This window comes from Coleofasciculus sp. E1-EBD-02, assembly GCF_040218245.1.
Taxonomy (GTDB): domain Bacteria; phylum Cyanobacteriota; class Cyanobacteriia; order Cyanobacteriales; family Coleofasciculaceae; genus Coleofasciculus.
In genome coordinates this window covers 36,781-51,974 of record NZ_JAVJQN010000123.1, presented here as the reverse complement: position 1 = coordinate 51,974, position 15,194 = coordinate 36,781, and the positions used below count along the sequence as shown (strand labels likewise).

The following is a 15,194-nucleotide window of genomic DNA, read 5'->3' as shown; positions in this document are numbered from 1 at the left end:
TTCTTTATTTAATAAATGGTTAACTGTTTCAACTGTTGCTTGATAGAATATATCGGACAATGAAGTTAAAAACATCTCCAAGTCGGTGAAACCGATGGGGTTAAGTTCATCGGCAGGAGTTGGCAAGCCTTTGCAATAAGTTATCGTCGTCATAGCTTTTTGGCTACCTCCCTCAGTTCATCCACTATTTTTTTGTTCTTATGACTTCGACTCCCATATAGACGAGCGGAAAATACTGTGATAATTTCTAATACATCTGCCGCTAAGTCTTCTTCGAATGTACTATCATCAGAACGGTTGATAATTATTACCTCGGTGCCAAAACTCTCACATAATGTGAAAATCAAATCCGAACCAAATCTCAGTAGTCTATCCTTATGCGTTAATACCAGCCTTTCTACTTGATAACTGGTAATTAATTTGATTAATCTAATCAATCCTTTCTTTTTGTAGTTCATGCCACTACCGAGATCTTGAATAATCTCAAATTCCCATCCCTGTTTGGCACAGTAGCTTTCTAAAACTAAAACTTGTCTATTTAAATCGTCTTTTTGGTCGTGACTAGATACTCTGGCATAACCAACGGTTAATTCATTACCCGATTTATTGCCAATTAAGTCAGCAATATCGTATCGACGATGACCACCAGCCGTCCGACTTGATCGAATTTTGCCATTGAGTTCCCATCGGTGCAAAGTTTTGACCGTGACACCTAGTAGAGTAGCTGCTTCTTGGGGGGTTAAACTAGACATTGTCTGATTATATCATAGAAAATGTCCAGTTATGTCACTAATTGTCTAGATATTTACCGACTGTTAGTTAACCCTAGATGCTTACGAGCCGCGTCTGTAGCAACCCGCCCGCGAGGGGTTCGATGTAAGTAACCAATCTGTAACAAATACGGTTCATACACTTCCTCAATGGTTTGAGCGTCTTCTCCGGTGGCGGCGGCTACGGCTTCTAAACCCACAGGTCCCCCTTGGAATTGTTCAATCATCACACTTAACACCAGCCGATCCGTCCAATCCAAACCCGCCGGATCAACATTGAAGACTTCCAAGGCTTCGGCGGCGACGTCTGGGTTAATGACACCCATCTTTTTCACCTGAGCATAATCCCGCACTCGCCTCAGTAAACGATTGGCGATGCGGGGAGTTCCCCGCGAACGACGGGCAATTTCTATCGCTCCCTCTTCGCTCATCGGCGTTTGTAATAATTGGGCGGTGCGTTGGACAATTAGACTCAATTCCTCGGGTTCGTAGAATCGTAAGCGCTGGATCAACCCGAAGCGATCGCGTAACGGGGAGGTGAGTGATCCCACCCGTGTCGTCGCGCCAACCAAGGTAAACTGGGGTAAGGGAATACTCCGGGTTCGCGCCGATTGCCCTTTGCCAATCGTAATATCTAACCGATAATCCTCCATCGCCGGATACAACAGTTCCTCACTCATGCGTGTGAGGCGATGAATCTCATCGATAAACAAAATATCCCCCGGTTTAAGATTCACTAAAATCCCCACAATATCCCGGGGACGTTCCAATGCTGGCGCCGCTGTAATTTTACAATTCGTCCCCATCTCTGTCGCCAAAATTAGCGACATCGTGGTTTTCCCCAATCCCGGCGGTCCATACAAGAGCAAATGATCTAAAGCTTCATTTCGCGCCTTCGCCGCCGCGATCGCAATTTCTAAGACATCTTTGAGTTCTTTTTGCCCAATATAGTCGGCTAACCGATGGGGACGAATCCCTTCCTCTTGGTTCTCTGTTTCATCGGCTGTCGCCGTCGCCAGTAACAAATCTGTTTCCAAGTCTTGCTGACGTTTCTTACGGCGACCCTTTTTTTTCTGCCGGGATTGGGGTTGTGGGTCGGGTTCTTGAGATTGTCTAAAGGAGGTTATAGCCATGATTTCAGCCTATTGTTTCATCTGCGACCAAGACACTTAGGCACAAAAGGTTTAGATTAGTTAACAGAGTGAGTATTATCCCATCACACAGCGTAAGACATCTGACATGCTAGCTAAACGAATCTTACCGTGCCTGGACGTAAAGGCGGGGCGGGTGGTCAAGGGCGTCAACTTTGTAAATTTGCAAGATGCGGGTGATCCAGTGGAATTGGCACAAGCTTATAACCAAGCCGGTGCCGATGAACTGGTGTTTTTGGATATCACTGCCACTCATGAAGACCGGGATATTATTATTGATGTTGTCTACCGTACCGCAGAACAGGTGTTTATTCCCTTAACCGTTGGCGGCGGTATCCAATCCTTAGAGACTGTTAAGTTATTGTTAAGGGCTGGTGCCGATAAAGTCAGTATTAATTCGGCGGCTGTCCGTAATCCAGATTTTATCAATCAAGCTAGCGATCGCTTTGGTAATCAATGTATTGTGGTGGCGATAGATGCCCGTCGCCGTGTTGATCCCAGTCATCCGGGTTGGGATGTTTTCGTGCGCGGCGGACGCGAAAATACCGGACTTGATGCGATCGCCTGGGCAAAAGAGGTGGAACGACGCGGTGCGGGAGAATTACTGGTGACCAGTATGGATGCGGATGGAACTCAAGCTGGGTATGACTTAGAGCTAACCCGCACCATTGCCGACCAGGTGGAAATTCCGGTGATTGCCTCAGGGGGTGCGGGAACCTGTGATCACATTTATCAAGCCCTGAGTGAGGGGAAAGCCGAAGCCGCCCTCTTAGCTTCTTTACTGCACTACGGGCAACTTAGCGTATCGGAAATTAAGCACTATTTGCAGGATCATCAGGTTCCCGTCCGGATGTCATGAGGGTTCTCAAATCCTTGCCGATCTGCCGTAAACTTTTGTGACCAATATCACACAATTGGATCGTTTGCAGCTACATAGACCACTGCTAGAATAGATTCGATGTTACATTTCTTAAATTATGTTGATTGCTATTTTAATATTCGATATTGCTCTAGTTGCTTGGTCACTGCACTTAATGCAACAGGCGTTTGACACACGAGAGTTTTCCTTTATGCTGGCTGGCACTTTAGTGGCGATGTCAGCGGCTGCCATGTTAGTCGTATATTTCTTGATGGACAGCTATTTGGGCTACTTGAGTCGGATTGCGGCGGTTTCGGGTTCGTTTTAGTGAGGCTTAGGTTTCATAACTCAATCATCTCTCACGAGGCAATAATTTAATGAGACTTGACGAAAGGGCAGAATCAAGGCATGATGGAAGATGCTGCACGGGGCTATAGCTCAGCTGGTAGAGCACCTCAATGGCATTGAGGGGGTCAGCGGTTCGAGTCCGCTTAGCTCCATTAACAAAGAATTAAGAGTTGCTGAATAACTCTTATGGTGAGGTTAGGGAATTGTTAACAGGGAACAGGGAACAGTTTTCATAACTTCAAAAACGGCATTCATTTTTATCGTATCAAGGCTTATTTTGGGTATTTTATAAACCTTTAATTTTTCTGGAAACCTTTATTGTTCAGGGTTTTGCGAGTTTTCCAGCTAGCCCAATTTGGGGGGTTGGTGACGCGATCGCCGGACGACTCATCGTGAGTGAGTACAATTGATGTGATCATTGAAAGTCAACCCAACCAGCCATGAATGCGACTGAACAAGCTCCTCTAGACGAACAAACCTTGAGCCGATGCTGTTTGGCACCACTATTTGCTGACATCATGTGTAAGGGTCAGATCAGTTTGTCTGACTGGCGTGAATTGATGACAGCGCCTTGGGACAATTCTTTCACAAGTAATGATGAAGCTATCTTAATGCGGCTGATTTATGGGGTGCATCGTGGACTTGTGAAAGTTGTCGATTGAACTCCCTACACCGAACCTAAGATGAATGGCACACTCCTCGTATTCTGGTGGGCAATGCCCACCCTACTAGCTTGGCAAGGTTAAAACGGTGGTCAAGTATTTTCTCAAACCCTTATGAGAGTAGTGATCCAGAAAAATTTTACCCACAACTTTAAGCTTGCCAGCCTACTACGGTATATCAAGGGACGATATATCAAGGGTTTTGGTGTTCTCTTAAGAATGACAAATGACAAATGACAAATGACAAATGACAAATGACGATCTCCACCTTTAACTTTAATTGTGTCCACCTATCACAAATTTCGTTTGGCTTCCTGAGCCACTTGCTCAACCGAGTCATTGGCTAAGGCTTCTAGGGCGGCTCGAGCCTCTGAAGTATCGAAGGGTTTGAGCGCTTGGGCGACTCGGTAACGCACTTGCCAGTCAGAGTCGGTGGCAAAGGGAACTAATAATGGCACAGCACGGGGATCACCCAGTTCTCCTAATGAACTAATCGCGGCGGTTTGAATCAAGCTGGTTTCGGAGGAGAGTGCTTCTTCTAAAAGAGGAAACGCACGCGGATCTGAGAGTTCCCCTAATGCCGCAACAATACTAAACTGTAATAACCATTCCGATGATTGGTGATATAACTGTTTCATCTCCTCAAACGCCTCGGTCATCTTCAGGGCACCCAAAGCGTCAGCGGCGGCGGCTTGGACATCGGGTTCTGAGTCGTTCAAGAGGCGATCGCGCAACAGGGTTAAGGTGAGAGATAAATCCTGATCCCCAAGGGTATCAAGCTGGCTAACGGCGGCGTACCGAACTCGAGCATTGGCGTCAGTCACAATCGGCTGGATTAATTCATAAGCTACCGATGGTTCTAGCTGGCGTAGTAGATTTACCCCACTCAGGCGGTTGCCAAAGTCCTCGGAACTCAGCAACTGTTGAACAGACTCACGAGAAACAGTCATTTGTAACGTATTAAGTAATAAGTAATCGGACAAAATTAAAAGTGACGGTGGGTTGATTAGATTATGACTCGTCCAGTTCAGCAATCATTGCCCGCACAATATCTCCCGCCGTGAGGACACCAATCACTTTTCCTTGGTTGTCAGTCACCGCTAGACGGCGCAGAGATTTGTCCTGCATCAGTTTTGCGGCTTTGCGTAAGGGTTGATCGGGCTTGACAACCACAGGTTCGTGGGTCATAACTTCTCCAACGGTTTGCCCTAGAGCCTTGTGTAGTTCTTCTTCGTACCGGGCTGGGTTTTCTAGATAAATCACACTGTCTAGAAATACGATGTAAACTGGGGGTTCGACTCCTGTCTGTTGCCACAACAAATCTGTTTCTGAAATAATGCCCACCAATTTGCCGGCATCATTGACCACCAGCAAACCACTGATACGTCGTTCGGCAAGAATTTTCATCGCCTCTTTGATGGGCGTTTGGGGGGAAACCGCGATCGGGTCACGGCTCATGACTTCGGCAACGGTTTTGGGCATACTCAGGCTTGGTGTCTTCAAAGGAATTACTCATCTTATTGTAGGGGTTTCGGGAATGATGGGGATTAATTTCTCTGGAATGGGGAACTCTTAACAGGGAACAGGGAACGGGACAAGGGATTGAGGGTTTTTACAATTCTTAACTCCGCCCGACAGAATTTATATTTAGGGACTTAGCGATAGGGATGAAATTTCACTTGCATACGGCTTGGGTTACCATGGCGGCTACGAATATCGAGCCACTGGTTGAATTTTATAGTCAATTACTCGCTAAATCTCCCCATTGCCATAGTCCCAATACCTATGCTGAGTTTCAGCTACCTGGATTGCGACTCGGATTATTTAAGCCCAGGGATAATCATCGACAGGAATTTGAGCAGTCTGAGCAAAGTGGGTTGAGTTTGTGTTTAGACGTGGATGACTTAGACGCCGCGATCGCACAGTTGAGTAACATGGGATATCCGCCACCGGGCGAAATCATCGTCGCGTCCCATGGGCGGGAAATCTACGCTTACGACCCCAACGGCAATCGTTTAATTTTACACCAGCCGCAGCGTTAACTGATTGCTACGTCATAAGCAACATTGGCAAAGGCATAAATGCTATAGAGAAGCAAGACAGTAATCGCGACAACCATAACTACACGGGGACGTGGTGACGGGACAAATGCTTCCCTAACCCACATGGATGCGGCTGCACCAATCGCAAAGCTAGAACTGAGGACAAGGTATTGCCAGTCCGGTTGAAAGACCCAATTTAAGCCCAAAGCCAGGGTTAACAAGACCATCAAATGTTCGATCGACTCTGGTGGATTTTGCTGCGTGGAAAGCACCAAGGTGCGCCAACAGAATTGCAAATGTCTCATGAAAAAATTCATCAGCTAAAACTATTGTTTAAGATAATTCAGGGGAACTAATTTAGCTACTGTTGGTAGGGAAGATGATTGTAGTCTTGTAAATAAGCCAGCGCCTCATCTGTGTTGACCTGTGGAAATTCCCCGTAGAAACGGCTGACACTGAGAAACTCATCCGGTGTTTCCAGGATAACTAAGCGATCGCAAAAACGACCGAGCCTCTTGATCAGTCCGCCTGGGGCGACGGGTGTACAAATCCAGATCTGATGAGGATGATACTCTTTCAACGTTTGAGTCGCCGCGATTATGGTCATCCCCGTAGCAATCCCATCATCAACCAAAAGGGCTAATTTTCCTTGGGGATTAGCCTGAGGACAACCTGGGGCAAATTCGGCAAGTTGAGCTTGAGCTTTATCTTGAGCATGACGCAGGGCGGTTTCTCGCAGATTCGCCTTCAGTCGCCTCCATAGCCGTTGTTGCGCCCACAACACTTGTCCGTCTGAGGTGACAGCACCAATGGCTAATTCAGGATTTTGGGGAGTGGTAATTTTTTTAGCCACCACGATATCCAGAGGACAATTTAACCGACGAGCAACCGGTACGGCGACAGGAATACCGCCACGGGGAAGTGCATACACAATTGGTGATACAGTCTCACCCGTTGTCATTTCCAGTTCAGCAATCTGGGTGAGCAGCGCTTGAGCGAGTTCCTCACCGGCATGAGCGCGATCGCTAAATAGCGGAGCCGATGACATAGGTTCCTCCAGCATTTAACGGGGCTGCCCTAATCATGCCTGATTTCTATCATGCTTTTAGGTCAATCTAGCCTGATTCTTAACATTAAGTCACAACTTAACGTTAGCTCCATCGGATAAGAGGGTCGCCAATCGCAGCGACGGCGAAGATGAGGGGTTTGCTAAGGTGGTGACGGTTGAGCAGGTGAGTCAACAAGATTATAGTTTGTCGATTCTGCTTTATGTGCGGAGGGCATTGGAGAATGGGACAGAGACGGATAAGCGTAGTTTACCGAAACTATGGTCGGATTGGCAGGAGTCGGGGCGGGAGTTTTGGCGACAGATGGATGAGGTGGTTGAGATGTTAGATGGGTTGGTGCAGAGATAATGGCAGAAAGTGCTTATGACTTAGCCTTAAAATTAGGGGTAGTTGGGGCGGCGAAGGGTTTACCTGCTGACCTTAGTTTTAACAAGGATTATTTTAAGGATTTTGGAGGAAGTATGAGTCCAAAACTCAAAGATGTTTTCACGCAAATTGATAATTTGAATAAGGAAGAACGGCTTGAGGTTTTACATTATCTAGAACGGCGTGTTCAGGAAGATGATAAGGTTGAGGAAGGTCAGGCGATTGATGCAGGTTATGAGCATTTACTGCAATACATTGCTGAAAACAAAAACAAAAAACGTCAGCGTTCTTTACAAGAGTTTCGTGGAATTGCACCCAATTTATTAGCAGGTCAAGATGCTCAGAAATGGGTTAGTCAGATGCGGGGTGAATGGGAGGAACGTGAACGGGTATGGAGGAAGCCTGAGTGAGGTTAGATGAGGCGTTAGAGGGGGTAAAACGAATCTTTATTGATACGGCTCCGGTTATCTATTTTGTTATTGAGCGTTATATTGGACTTGAACATATTGACCCCGATGATTTAAAGAATTGAAGATTCTGTCCGCTACCTGACAAGTCTTTGAGCTAATTTTCTAATGCATCATTTTAGCTGGGTCACGCCACTATAGATCCTTTGCGTAAGTCCTAACCAAGCACTATTGCCTGTTGCACTACCTCACCGCCTCGATAGAATGAAAAGCAAAGAAACATGAATAAACGTAAGGAGTCTGTAATCAGCTATGCGAATGCTACATACAATGCTGCGCGTCGGTGACTTGGATGAGTCACTCAAATTCTACTGTGACGTGCTGGGAATGAAGTTACTGCGGAAAAAGGATTATCCCGGCGGGAAATTTACCTTAGCCTTTGTCGGCTATGGCGATGAGTCTGACCATACCGTGTTAGAACTAACCTACAACTGGGGTGTTGACCAATATGATTTGGGTGATGCCTATGGTCACATTGCGATTGGTGTGGATGATATTTACGGCACCTGTGAGCAAATCAAGGAACGGGGTGGTAAAGTCGTGCGGGAACCTGGTCCAATGAAACATGGTTCTACTGTCATCGCTTTTGTTCAAGATCCCACGGGTTATAAGATTGAGCTAATACAATTAGGGACTCAAGGCTCAGCCAAACCTCACGAAAAAGCTACAGCCGCTAGTCATTAACAATGTAGAGACGTAGCATGCTACGTCTCTACATCCCCCTATTCCCCGTTCCCCATTCCCTACAAATTCTGCGAAATTTGAGCAATAATCTGATCCTGCTTCCCCATAACCCATTGGGCAAAGCGTTGGGCTAACGGTGGCACATATACCAGAGGATTGGTAAATCCAGAGAAAATATAAACACCCTCTACACCCTCAATTGCCCCCACCACAGGTAAATTATTACCACCAAACGCCACTAAACAGTGATGCCAAGTTCCCGGTAGGCTAGCTAAAGCAGGTAGGACATTCCCCACCTGAGTACGAATCGCAGACTCACTGGCGGCTGAGTTTATGGCGGCAAAGGGTTGAGTCAGAACACGACTAATTTGACCCATCCGTAAACTACCATCTAGAAACTGAATCGCCCCCGCGTCTAAAATCGGCGGTACAGGTTCATAACCCGGTTGCTCCCAAAAGGGTTCTACTTCCGCAGCGCTGGCTTGCGCTTCAAGTGGAAAGCGTTGTGTATAGGCGGGCATGACTAATGTTCGCAATTTCAGGTCAACCGTTGGCGTTTCAATCATTTCCGCGTGGGTGAAGTAGACGCGCACCTGAATCCCTGCTGCTTTAAGCAAGGCGCGGCTGAATCCACCAGCACAAATAACCGTATTGGCAGCATGATAGGTTTGATTATCGGAGGTTTTCACCCCCTGAACTGTATCCCCCTGGCGCAGGAGTTCCACCACTTGAGCTATCTGCTGTTCACCCCCAGCGCGACAAAAGGCTTGGCGATAGCCTTGGGTAAGGTGTTCCGGATGAATATGACCATGACGAACCGTAAGAACGCCCGCGATCGCATTAGGATTGAGTAGGGGTTCTAACTCACAAGCCTCCTTGACTGAGAGTAATTTGGGTGGAATAGCACAATCAGCATAAGCCGCTGCCATTTTTTCTGGGTCTTGGTTGGCGGAAATAGTCAGGACTAAATCCAATTCCCGGAACTGGGTATCATGGTCTAATGCCGCTGATAAATGCCTGTGGCGTTCAATTCCCTCAGCGCACAACACCTTCGTCAGGTCGGATTTCCCTGACCAATAGGCTAAACCGCCATAACTGTACCGAGTCGCGCCTTGAATTGCTGTGTCCGAATCGACCAACAGAACCCTTAACCCTACCTGGGCAAGTTCATAGGCGAGTGCTGCTCCGGTAATACCCCCACCAACAACAATCCAATCGTAGGTCTTCATGGTTTTTTGCTCATTCTCCACATCTCCCATTGTTATCGGGATTAACGCCTTAGTTAAGGGAATCAGGATTTACCCGTCTCCATCTGTAGGTGGGCATTGCCCACCCTACCACTCCCATTGTGATTGGGATTAATGTCTTAGTTAAGGTAATGTCTAACGACCGATAGCTGCATTATTTTTCAGATGTTTGGATGATGGAATAGAACAGCTTGTATAGTAAGACCTCTCTAATTGAGTTTATGCTTAGCCGAATCAAAGACCTCGCCCAAGAACTCGCACCGCGTCTGATTGAAATTCGCCGCCATATCCATGGTCATCCGGAATTGAGCGGTCAGGAATACCAAACGGCGGCTTATGTCGCGGGTGTTCTGTCGTCCTGTGGCATTGTTGTCCAAGAAGGGATTGCCAAAACGGGCGTGATTGGTGAGTTAGTTGGGGGGACTGATGAACGCTTAGTGGCGATTCGCACGGATATGGATGCGTTACCGATTACTGAAGCCGCCCCTCTAGAATTTGCCTCCCGTAAGATGGGGATAATGCACGCCTGTGGTCATGATGTTCACACCACTGTTGGTTTAGGTACGGCGATGGTGTTGTCTGGATTAGGGGAACAATTACCAGGAAATGTGCGCTTCTTGTTTCAACCCGCTGAAGAAATCGCCCAAGGCGCCAACTGGATGGTGCAAGATGGGGCGATGAATGATGTCAGTGCCATTTTTGGGGTTCATGTGTTCCCGTCGATTCCAGGGGGTTCTATTGGTGTGCGTTACGGCGCACTGACGGCGGCGGCGGATGACTTGGAAATCTTTATTACCGGGGAATCGGGTCATGGTGCCCGTCCCCATGAAGCCGTGGATGCGATTTGGATTGCGGCTCAGGTGATTACTACCTTACAGCAAGCGATTAGCCGCACTCAGAATCCTTTACGTCCGATAGTCTTGACAATTGGACAGATTAATGGTGGACGCGCCCCGAATGTAATCGCGGATCAAGTCCATTTAGCCGGAACCGTGCGATCGCTCCACCCCGAAACTCACGCGAATCTGCCAAAATGGATTGAGTCGATTGTGGCAAATGTCTGCCAGATGTATGGCGCTCGCTATGAGGTAAGTTATCGCCGGGGTGTGCCTTCGGTGCAAAATGACTTAGCTTTAACTCAAATCTTAGAAGCATCTGCCAAGGAAGCCTGGGGAAATGATCGAGTGCAAATTTTACCCGAATCCTCTATGGGAGCCGAAGATTTTTCCATGTATCTAGAACATGCTCCGGGTACGATGTTCCGCCTTGGCGTCGGGTTTAAGGATAAACCTAATTATCCCTTACACCACCCCCAATTTGAAGTGAATGAATCGGCGATTATTACAGGTGTGGTAACGCTGGCTTATTCTGTCTATCAATATTGGAAACAGTCTGTTTTGTAGATGGGGAGTTTTAAATTTTGACCCTTCACTTCGGAAAGAGCGCATGGTTTGTAGGGGCGGGTTTTACTACTATCGTTTATTATTCACCCAGATGCGACTAAACCCGCCCCATCCCAGTGGAAGAATTTATCGATTGTAGGGGCGGGTTTTACTACTATCGTTTATTGTTAATCCAGATGCGACTAAACCCGCCCCATCCCAGTGGAAGAATTTATCGATTGTAGGGGCGGGTTTTACTACTATCGTTTATTGTTAATCCAGATGGGACTAAACCCGCCCCGACTAAGTGGGAGAATAAGGTTATGAGTTTAACTTGTCAACAGCTTCTGCACAAGCACAATCATGTATGGCATAAAGCCACCATTCATCCGTTCCTAGAACAGTGTAAATTAGGCACAATTAAACCTGAACAATTTAACACTTGGCTAGTGCAAGATTATTTATTTGTGCTAGAATTTACCCGCCTGATTGGACGAGTCTTAGCCGCCGCCCCTGCTGCCCATTTTGATACTCTTCTAAGTGGCGCAAGTGCGATCAAAGATGAACTGGCGTGGTTTCGGGAAAAAGCGACAGAGCGATCGCTAAATCTAAATACCCAGAAACAACCCGCCTGTAACCAATACTGTCACTTCATGCAAACGCTTTGGGATATGCCTTATCCGGTTCAAGCCACAGCGTTTTGGGCGATTGAATTGGCATATAATCAAGGCTGGCAATTGCCAGGTCAGATGAGTGGGTCTTACAATGAATTTGCACAACGCTGGGGAAACCCAGGCTTTACTGAGTATGTCACGTTGTTGGAAAACCAAGCAAATCAGGTATTACCAGAGGCGTCAGAATCCATTCAACAGCAAGCCGAGTCTGCCTTTTTGCAAGTCGCTCAATTAGAAGCAGAGTTTTGGCAAATGGCGTTTAATGCTGAAACGGATCGTGCCGGATAATGTGACTCATTCCCCAGTTTCACTGAACCCTAACAACATATCACACGCAAGGAAAAAAGTATGACTCGCGCCATTATGGAAACGGAAAAAGGTACAATTCATCTGGACTTATTCGAGAAAGATGCTCCGAATACAGTGAAAAATTTTGTTGATCTCAGTAAAAAAGGCTTCTATGATGGATTGACATTTCATCGCGTTATTCCCGATTTTATGATTCAAGGCGGTTGTCCTCTGGGAACGGGTACGGGGGGTCCTGGCTATACGATTAACTGTGAAATTAACCCCAATAAGCATTTAGCTGGGTCATTATCAATGGCACATGCGGGACGTAATACTGGCGGAAGTCAATTTTTTATTTGCCACTCGCCTCAACCCCATTTAGATGGCGTCCATACTGTTTTTGGTAAAACAGAAAATATGGATGTAGTTAATGCGATTCAGAAAGGGGATAAGATTCTTTCGGTGAAGATTGAAGAGTAATTTTGTCGGCTCATTCAATTAGAGGGCAATGCCGATTCAGAACGGGGATTGATGGGGTGAATCACGATAACATTTTCATCCTGATCATCCCCACTGTTGTACAGATAGTCAAAAGCGGCAGTATCATTAAGTAGATGCGATCGCAAAAACAAAGCACTCCAACGAGCGATAGTTTCTGTGGCTATATCCTGGTCTAATAAAGGTCTAACAGGATCGCGAACTGGGTTATCTTCATTGGTAATCCCATAATGGTTAGCCCCTTTGACAATGACTAAAGCCTTGGGTGGATCTTGAATTTGGTTGTAAGTAGCTGTAATTTCCACTAAATCGGCAATTGTGTCTTGACTTCCGGCAATTAAAGCGGTGGGAATCCTTTGATTATTAATTGGAGGAAATGAACCTGTTTCGAGGGGATCTTTAAAGTTTGTACCATAGAAAATACCAGCCATTACTTCAGGAGGCTGGGTAAAGTTACCCGCGCATACTCTAGGAACGCAGATGTCTTGAATAACAGCTAATCCGACAAACCCGCCAAAGGAATGTCCGAGTAATCCTAGTTTATTGGTATTAATAATTCCCGCAATCGGTGAAGCAGGATTTGCGTTTTCTTGTTTCATATAAGAAAGAACATCATTGACTTGCTGCTGTTCGGCAATAAACCCTGTGACGGGTTCTCCTGTTCTGGGATTGGTTACAGTTCGTTCATGATTAGGGACAATCACGACAAATCCGTAACTGGCAACGGTACTGGCGAAATTGGCGTAATCTACTTTATCCACTAATGCTCCTTGCAACATTAGGGCGATGGGAAATGGATTGGTGTTGGTATTATAATTTGAGGGAATTGGGAAATAAATATCAGCGGGATCACCATTGGTTGTAATTGTTGTTTGATAGGTATTAACGGTATCGAATAGAGGCTCGGCGCTATAGGTTGCAGAGGTTGGTTCTCCTGGTGCTAAAGCAATGAATAATGCACCCAATGCGGTTACTGATGATTGTTTTTTCGTGCAAATCATCTTTTCGGTGTTTTTTGATGAATATTAAGTTACGGTATCATAACCTATCATTGAAGCGCAGTATTAGCCAAGAAAGATTAAAACGTGATAGTTTTTAAGGGCGCAAGCCTTGCGCCCCTACAATAATCGAAGGTTAAGATATCAGCTTACCCTACGGTAACTTGAGTCGTATCAACATCCTTTGCACCATTGACACCTCTAGCAACCTTCACCATCTTGTCCAAAATAGCCTGATTCGGAACCTTACCTTTCAACACCACAGTGGTACTCGTTTGGGCGACATAAAGCGTATTGATGTCATCTAAATCCGGGTCTTCATCAAATGCTAACGCCACCCGCTTCGCTAAACCACTTTGGTCATATTCTCCATGTAAACCAAGACGTTCTGGAGGAGTGGTGGACAGTTTCGTCGTGGCTGGGGCTTCATCTGTTTTTGGGCGACTGGCGGCGGATGAAGGCTGCTGCTGTGTTGGAGGGTTTACTTTTGCCTCTTTTGGCTTGTCCATGCCAAATAGTCGTTGTAACCAACCCATATTCTGTTAAACTCCTCTTATACTTTGATGATTGATCCAATTATTATCGGTTAAAGTTAGGAGTTTGAACATCTATCAATAAGAATAGTTAAGGGTTATCAGTGGAGGATTCGGTTTTATTGCTCAGGGTTTAAATCTACACGTTAATTAATCTATTTGAATCGGGGGCAGCATGGCTGAAAAAATCGAGACGTCGCACCCTATCAGTGACAGGGATAAGCCGAATCATCATCAATCTTCTCTGGGACTATCCGCACTGACTCCAGATCAACTCAATACTTTAATCGCTCAGGCAAACGTACAATGTCAAGGAGGACAACTACCAACCTATATCCCTTTACTAGCGCAGGCAAATCCAAGCTGGGTGGCGATACAGGTACAGAGGATTAAAGGTGAGGAAGTGGCGGCGGGTGATATTCGTTGTTCTTTTCCGTTGATGAGTGTGATTAAGCCGTTTGTTTTGCTATTTTTGCTGGAACAATGGGGGACAGAGGCGGTATTTTCTCAGGTGGGGATGGAACCGTCTGATCAGCCATTTAATTCCTTAGCCCAACTGCAAGCAGATCGGGGAAAGCCGCGCAACCCAATGATTAATAGTGGCGCGATCGCACTCGCTGGGCGTTTACCGGGTAAGGATGGGGCGTCTCGTTGTGAAAGCCTGCGCCAGTGGTTGAATCAGCGATCGCAGTCTCAGTTAGTTTTAGATGAGGCGATGTTAGAGTCGGTGCGTTCTCTTCCCAATGAACGGAATCGCGCGATCGCGAATCTATTAGCCACCTCTGGCTATGTCAGTCACCCAGAAATTGCCCTGGATACCTACAATCACATCTGTTGTTTATCGGGAACGGTGACGGATTTAGCTTCTCTGGGGATGCTGCTGGTGCAGGGTAATAGCATGATATCACCTCAACACCGTTGCCCAGTTAACGACATTCTGATTACTTGTGGATTGTATCAAGCCTCTAGTCGCTTTGCGGTAGAGGTAGGATTGCCAACCAAGTCAGGGGTGAGTGGAGCGATGTTGTCTATTGTACCGTCTCAGGGTGCGATCGCTTGTTATTCTCCGGCGTTAGATGAGACGGGGAATTCTCAAGCTGGGTTATTTATTGTGCAGCAATTGGCGCAGGATTTAGAGTTGAATGGTTTGGCTTGAAC

22 protein-coding genes and 1 tRNA gene are annotated in these 15,194 nt (G+C 46.4%); 13 read left to right on the top strand and 10 right to left on the bottom strand.

Annotation, left to right across the window (positions count from 1 at the left end; translation table 11 throughout):
- Nucleotides 1-149: 149 nt before the first annotated feature.
- Together RIC07_RS20170 and ruvB are read right to left on the bottom strand one after the other, a co-directional pair.
- The gene (locus tag RIC07_RS20170) at nucleotides 150-752 is read right to left on the bottom strand and encodes an IS607 family transposase (protein ID WP_446396078.1); all 603 of its coding nucleotides are present in this window, start codon (nucleotides 750-752) and stop codon (nucleotides 150-152) included.
- A gap of 53 nt (nucleotides 753-805) precedes the next feature.
- Nucleotides 806-1,903 carry a Holliday junction branch migration DNA helicase RuvB gene (gene ruvB, locus RIC07_RS20165; protein ID WP_446396077.1) on the bottom strand — a complete coding sequence of 366 codons (1,098 nt, stop codon included), beginning with the start codon at nucleotides 1,901-1,903 and terminating at the stop codon, nucleotides 806-808.
- Nucleotides 1,904-2,009: 106 nt separating this feature from the next.
- On the opposite strand from ruvB, the gene hisF reads away from it, so the two are divergent.
- The 3 genes from hisF (at nucleotide 2,010) to RIC07_RS20150 (ending at nucleotide 3,280) form a co-directional block, all read left to right on the top strand.
- Nucleotides 2,010-2,780, top strand: coding sequence for an imidazole glycerol phosphate synthase subunit HisF (gene hisF / locus RIC07_RS20160; protein WP_446396076.1), 771 nt, complete (start codon nucleotides 2,010-2,012; stop codon nucleotides 2,778-2,780).
- A gap of 118 nt (nucleotides 2,781-2,898) precedes the next feature.
- On the top strand, nucleotides 2,899-3,108 hold the full coding sequence (locus RIC07_RS20155; protein ID WP_006098571.1) for a hypothetical protein: 210 nt from the start codon (nucleotides 2,899-2,901) through the stop codon (nucleotides 3,106-3,108).
- A gap of 99 nt (nucleotides 3,109-3,207) precedes the next feature.
- Nucleotides 3,208-3,280, top strand: a tRNA-Ala gene (locus RIC07_RS20150).
- A 144-nt stretch (nucleotides 3,281-3,424) separates the two neighbouring features.
- On the opposite strand, the gene RIC07_RS20145 is transcribed toward RIC07_RS20150, so the two are convergent.
- On the bottom strand, nucleotides 3,425-3,547 hold the full coding sequence (locus tag RIC07_RS20145) for a hypothetical protein (protein WP_446396075.1): 123 nt from the start codon (nucleotides 3,545-3,547) through the stop codon (nucleotides 3,425-3,427).
- 21 nt (nucleotides 3,548-3,568) lie between these two features.
- Here RIC07_RS20145 and RIC07_RS20140 point away from each other — a divergent pair, with 21 nt between their 5' ends.
- Nucleotides 3,569-3,790, top strand: a complete 222-nt coding sequence (locus RIC07_RS20140) for a hypothetical protein (RefSeq protein ID WP_006098710.1) — start codon at nucleotides 3,569-3,571, stop codon at nucleotides 3,788-3,790.
- A 293-nt stretch (nucleotides 3,791-4,083) separates the two neighbouring features.
- Here the strand turns inward: RIC07_RS20140 and nblB are convergent, their stop codons facing one another.
- Nucleotides 4,084-4,740: a phycobilisome degradation protein NblB gene (nblB, locus tag RIC07_RS20135; protein WP_446396074.1), complete on the bottom strand. Its 657-nt coding sequence runs from the start codon at nucleotides 4,738-4,740 to the stop codon at nucleotides 4,084-4,086.
- 61 nt (nucleotides 4,741-4,801) lie between these two features.
- Nucleotides 4,802-5,272: a CBS domain-containing protein gene (locus RIC07_RS20130; RefSeq protein WP_446383825.1), complete on the bottom strand. Its 471-nt coding sequence runs from the start codon at nucleotides 5,270-5,272 to the stop codon at nucleotides 4,802-4,804.
- A 185-nt stretch (nucleotides 5,273-5,457) separates the two neighbouring features.
- On the opposite strand from RIC07_RS20130, the gene RIC07_RS20125 reads away from it, so the two are divergent.
- The gene (locus RIC07_RS20125) at nucleotides 5,458-5,832 is read left to right on the top strand and encodes a VOC family protein (RefSeq protein WP_446396073.1); all 375 of its coding nucleotides are present in this window, start codon (nucleotides 5,458-5,460) and stop codon (nucleotides 5,830-5,832) included.
- On the opposite strand, the gene RIC07_RS20120 is transcribed toward RIC07_RS20125, so the two are convergent.
- Both RIC07_RS20120 and RIC07_RS20115 read right to left on the bottom strand, forming a co-directional pair.
- Complete coding sequence (locus RIC07_RS20120) at nucleotides 5,829-6,137, bottom strand: hypothetical protein (protein WP_446396072.1); 309 nt, start codon at nucleotides 6,135-6,137, stop codon at nucleotides 5,829-5,831. The genes RIC07_RS20125 and RIC07_RS20120 overlap by 4 nt on opposite strands.
- A gap of 56 nt (nucleotides 6,138-6,193) precedes the next feature.
- A complete protein-coding gene (locus RIC07_RS20115) occupies nucleotides 6,194-6,880 on the bottom strand; it encodes a phosphoribosyltransferase (protein WP_446396071.1) in 687 nt (228 codons plus the stop codon).
- A 166-nt stretch (nucleotides 6,881-7,046) separates the two neighbouring features.
- Between RIC07_RS20115 and RIC07_RS20110 the strand changes: the two genes are divergently transcribed.
- The 4 genes from RIC07_RS20110 (at nucleotide 7,047) to gloA (ending at nucleotide 8,416) form a co-directional block, all read left to right on the top strand.
- Nucleotides 7,047-7,247 (top strand): hypothetical protein, encoded by a 201-nt coding sequence (locus RIC07_RS20110; protein WP_446396070.1) that lies wholly within the window; start codon nucleotides 7,047-7,049, stop codon nucleotides 7,245-7,247.
- Nucleotides 7,247-7,675: a hypothetical protein gene (locus RIC07_RS20105; RefSeq protein ID WP_446396069.1), complete on the top strand. Its 429-nt coding sequence runs from the start codon at nucleotides 7,247-7,249 to the stop codon at nucleotides 7,673-7,675. The genes RIC07_RS20110 and RIC07_RS20105 overlap by 1 nt, the downstream gene beginning before the upstream one ends.
- The gene (locus RIC07_RS20100; RefSeq protein WP_446396068.1) at nucleotides 7,672-7,797 is read left to right on the top strand and encodes a hypothetical protein; all 126 of its coding nucleotides are present in this window, start codon (nucleotides 7,672-7,674) and stop codon (nucleotides 7,795-7,797) included. The genes RIC07_RS20105 and RIC07_RS20100 overlap by 4 nt, the downstream gene beginning before the upstream one ends.
- Before the next feature lie 187 nt (nucleotides 7,798-7,984).
- On the top strand, nucleotides 7,985-8,416 hold the full coding sequence (gloA, locus tag RIC07_RS20095) for a lactoylglutathione lyase (protein ID WP_446396067.1): 432 nt from the start codon (nucleotides 7,985-7,987) through the stop codon (nucleotides 8,414-8,416).
- Nucleotides 8,417-8,475: 59 nt separating this feature from the next.
- On the opposite strand, the gene RIC07_RS20090 is transcribed toward gloA, so the two are convergent.
- Entirely contained in the window at nucleotides 8,476-9,645 is a 1,170-nt protein-coding gene (locus RIC07_RS20090) for an NAD(P)/FAD-dependent oxidoreductase (protein ID WP_446396066.1), read from the bottom strand.
- A 239-nt stretch (nucleotides 9,646-9,884) separates the two neighbouring features.
- Here RIC07_RS20090 and RIC07_RS20085 point away from each other — a divergent pair, with 239 nt between their 5' ends.
- The 3 genes from RIC07_RS20085 to RIC07_RS20075 all read left to right on the top strand — a co-directional run bounded on the left by RIC07_RS20085 (nucleotide 9,885) and on the right by RIC07_RS20075 (nucleotide 12,487).
- The gene (locus RIC07_RS20085) at nucleotides 9,885-11,066 is read left to right on the top strand and encodes a M20 family metallopeptidase (RefSeq protein WP_446396065.1); all 1,182 of its coding nucleotides are present in this window, start codon (nucleotides 9,885-9,887) and stop codon (nucleotides 11,064-11,066) included.
- A gap of 302 nt (nucleotides 11,067-11,368) precedes the next feature.
- The gene (locus RIC07_RS20080) at nucleotides 11,369-12,007 is read left to right on the top strand and encodes a TenA family transcriptional regulator (protein ID WP_446380311.1); all 639 of its coding nucleotides are present in this window, start codon (nucleotides 11,369-11,371) and stop codon (nucleotides 12,005-12,007) included.
- Between the two features lie 60 nt (nucleotides 12,008-12,067).
- Nucleotides 12,068-12,487 carry a peptidylprolyl isomerase gene (locus RIC07_RS20075; RefSeq protein WP_446396064.1) on the top strand — a complete coding sequence of 140 codons (420 nt, stop codon included), beginning with the start codon at nucleotides 12,068-12,070 and terminating at the stop codon, nucleotides 12,485-12,487.
- A 14-nt stretch (nucleotides 12,488-12,501) separates the two neighbouring features.
- On the opposite strand, the gene RIC07_RS20070 is transcribed toward RIC07_RS20075, so the two are convergent.
- Both RIC07_RS20070 and RIC07_RS20065 read right to left on the bottom strand, forming a co-directional pair.
- Nucleotides 12,502-13,506, bottom strand: a complete 1,005-nt coding sequence (locus RIC07_RS20070) for an alpha/beta hydrolase family protein (protein ID WP_446396063.1) — start codon at nucleotides 13,504-13,506, stop codon at nucleotides 12,502-12,504.
- 146 nt (nucleotides 13,507-13,652) lie between these two features.
- Nucleotides 13,653-14,039, bottom strand: a complete 387-nt coding sequence (locus tag RIC07_RS20065) for a BON domain-containing protein (RefSeq protein WP_446370212.1) — start codon at nucleotides 14,037-14,039, stop codon at nucleotides 13,653-13,655.
- A 172-nt stretch (nucleotides 14,040-14,211) separates the two neighbouring features.
- Here RIC07_RS20065 and glsA point away from each other — a divergent pair, with 172 nt between their 5' ends.
- A complete protein-coding gene (gene glsA, locus RIC07_RS20060) occupies nucleotides 14,212-15,192 on the top strand; it encodes a glutaminase A (RefSeq protein WP_446396062.1) in 981 nt (326 codons plus the stop codon).
- Nucleotides 15,193-15,194: the final 2 nt, after the last annotated feature.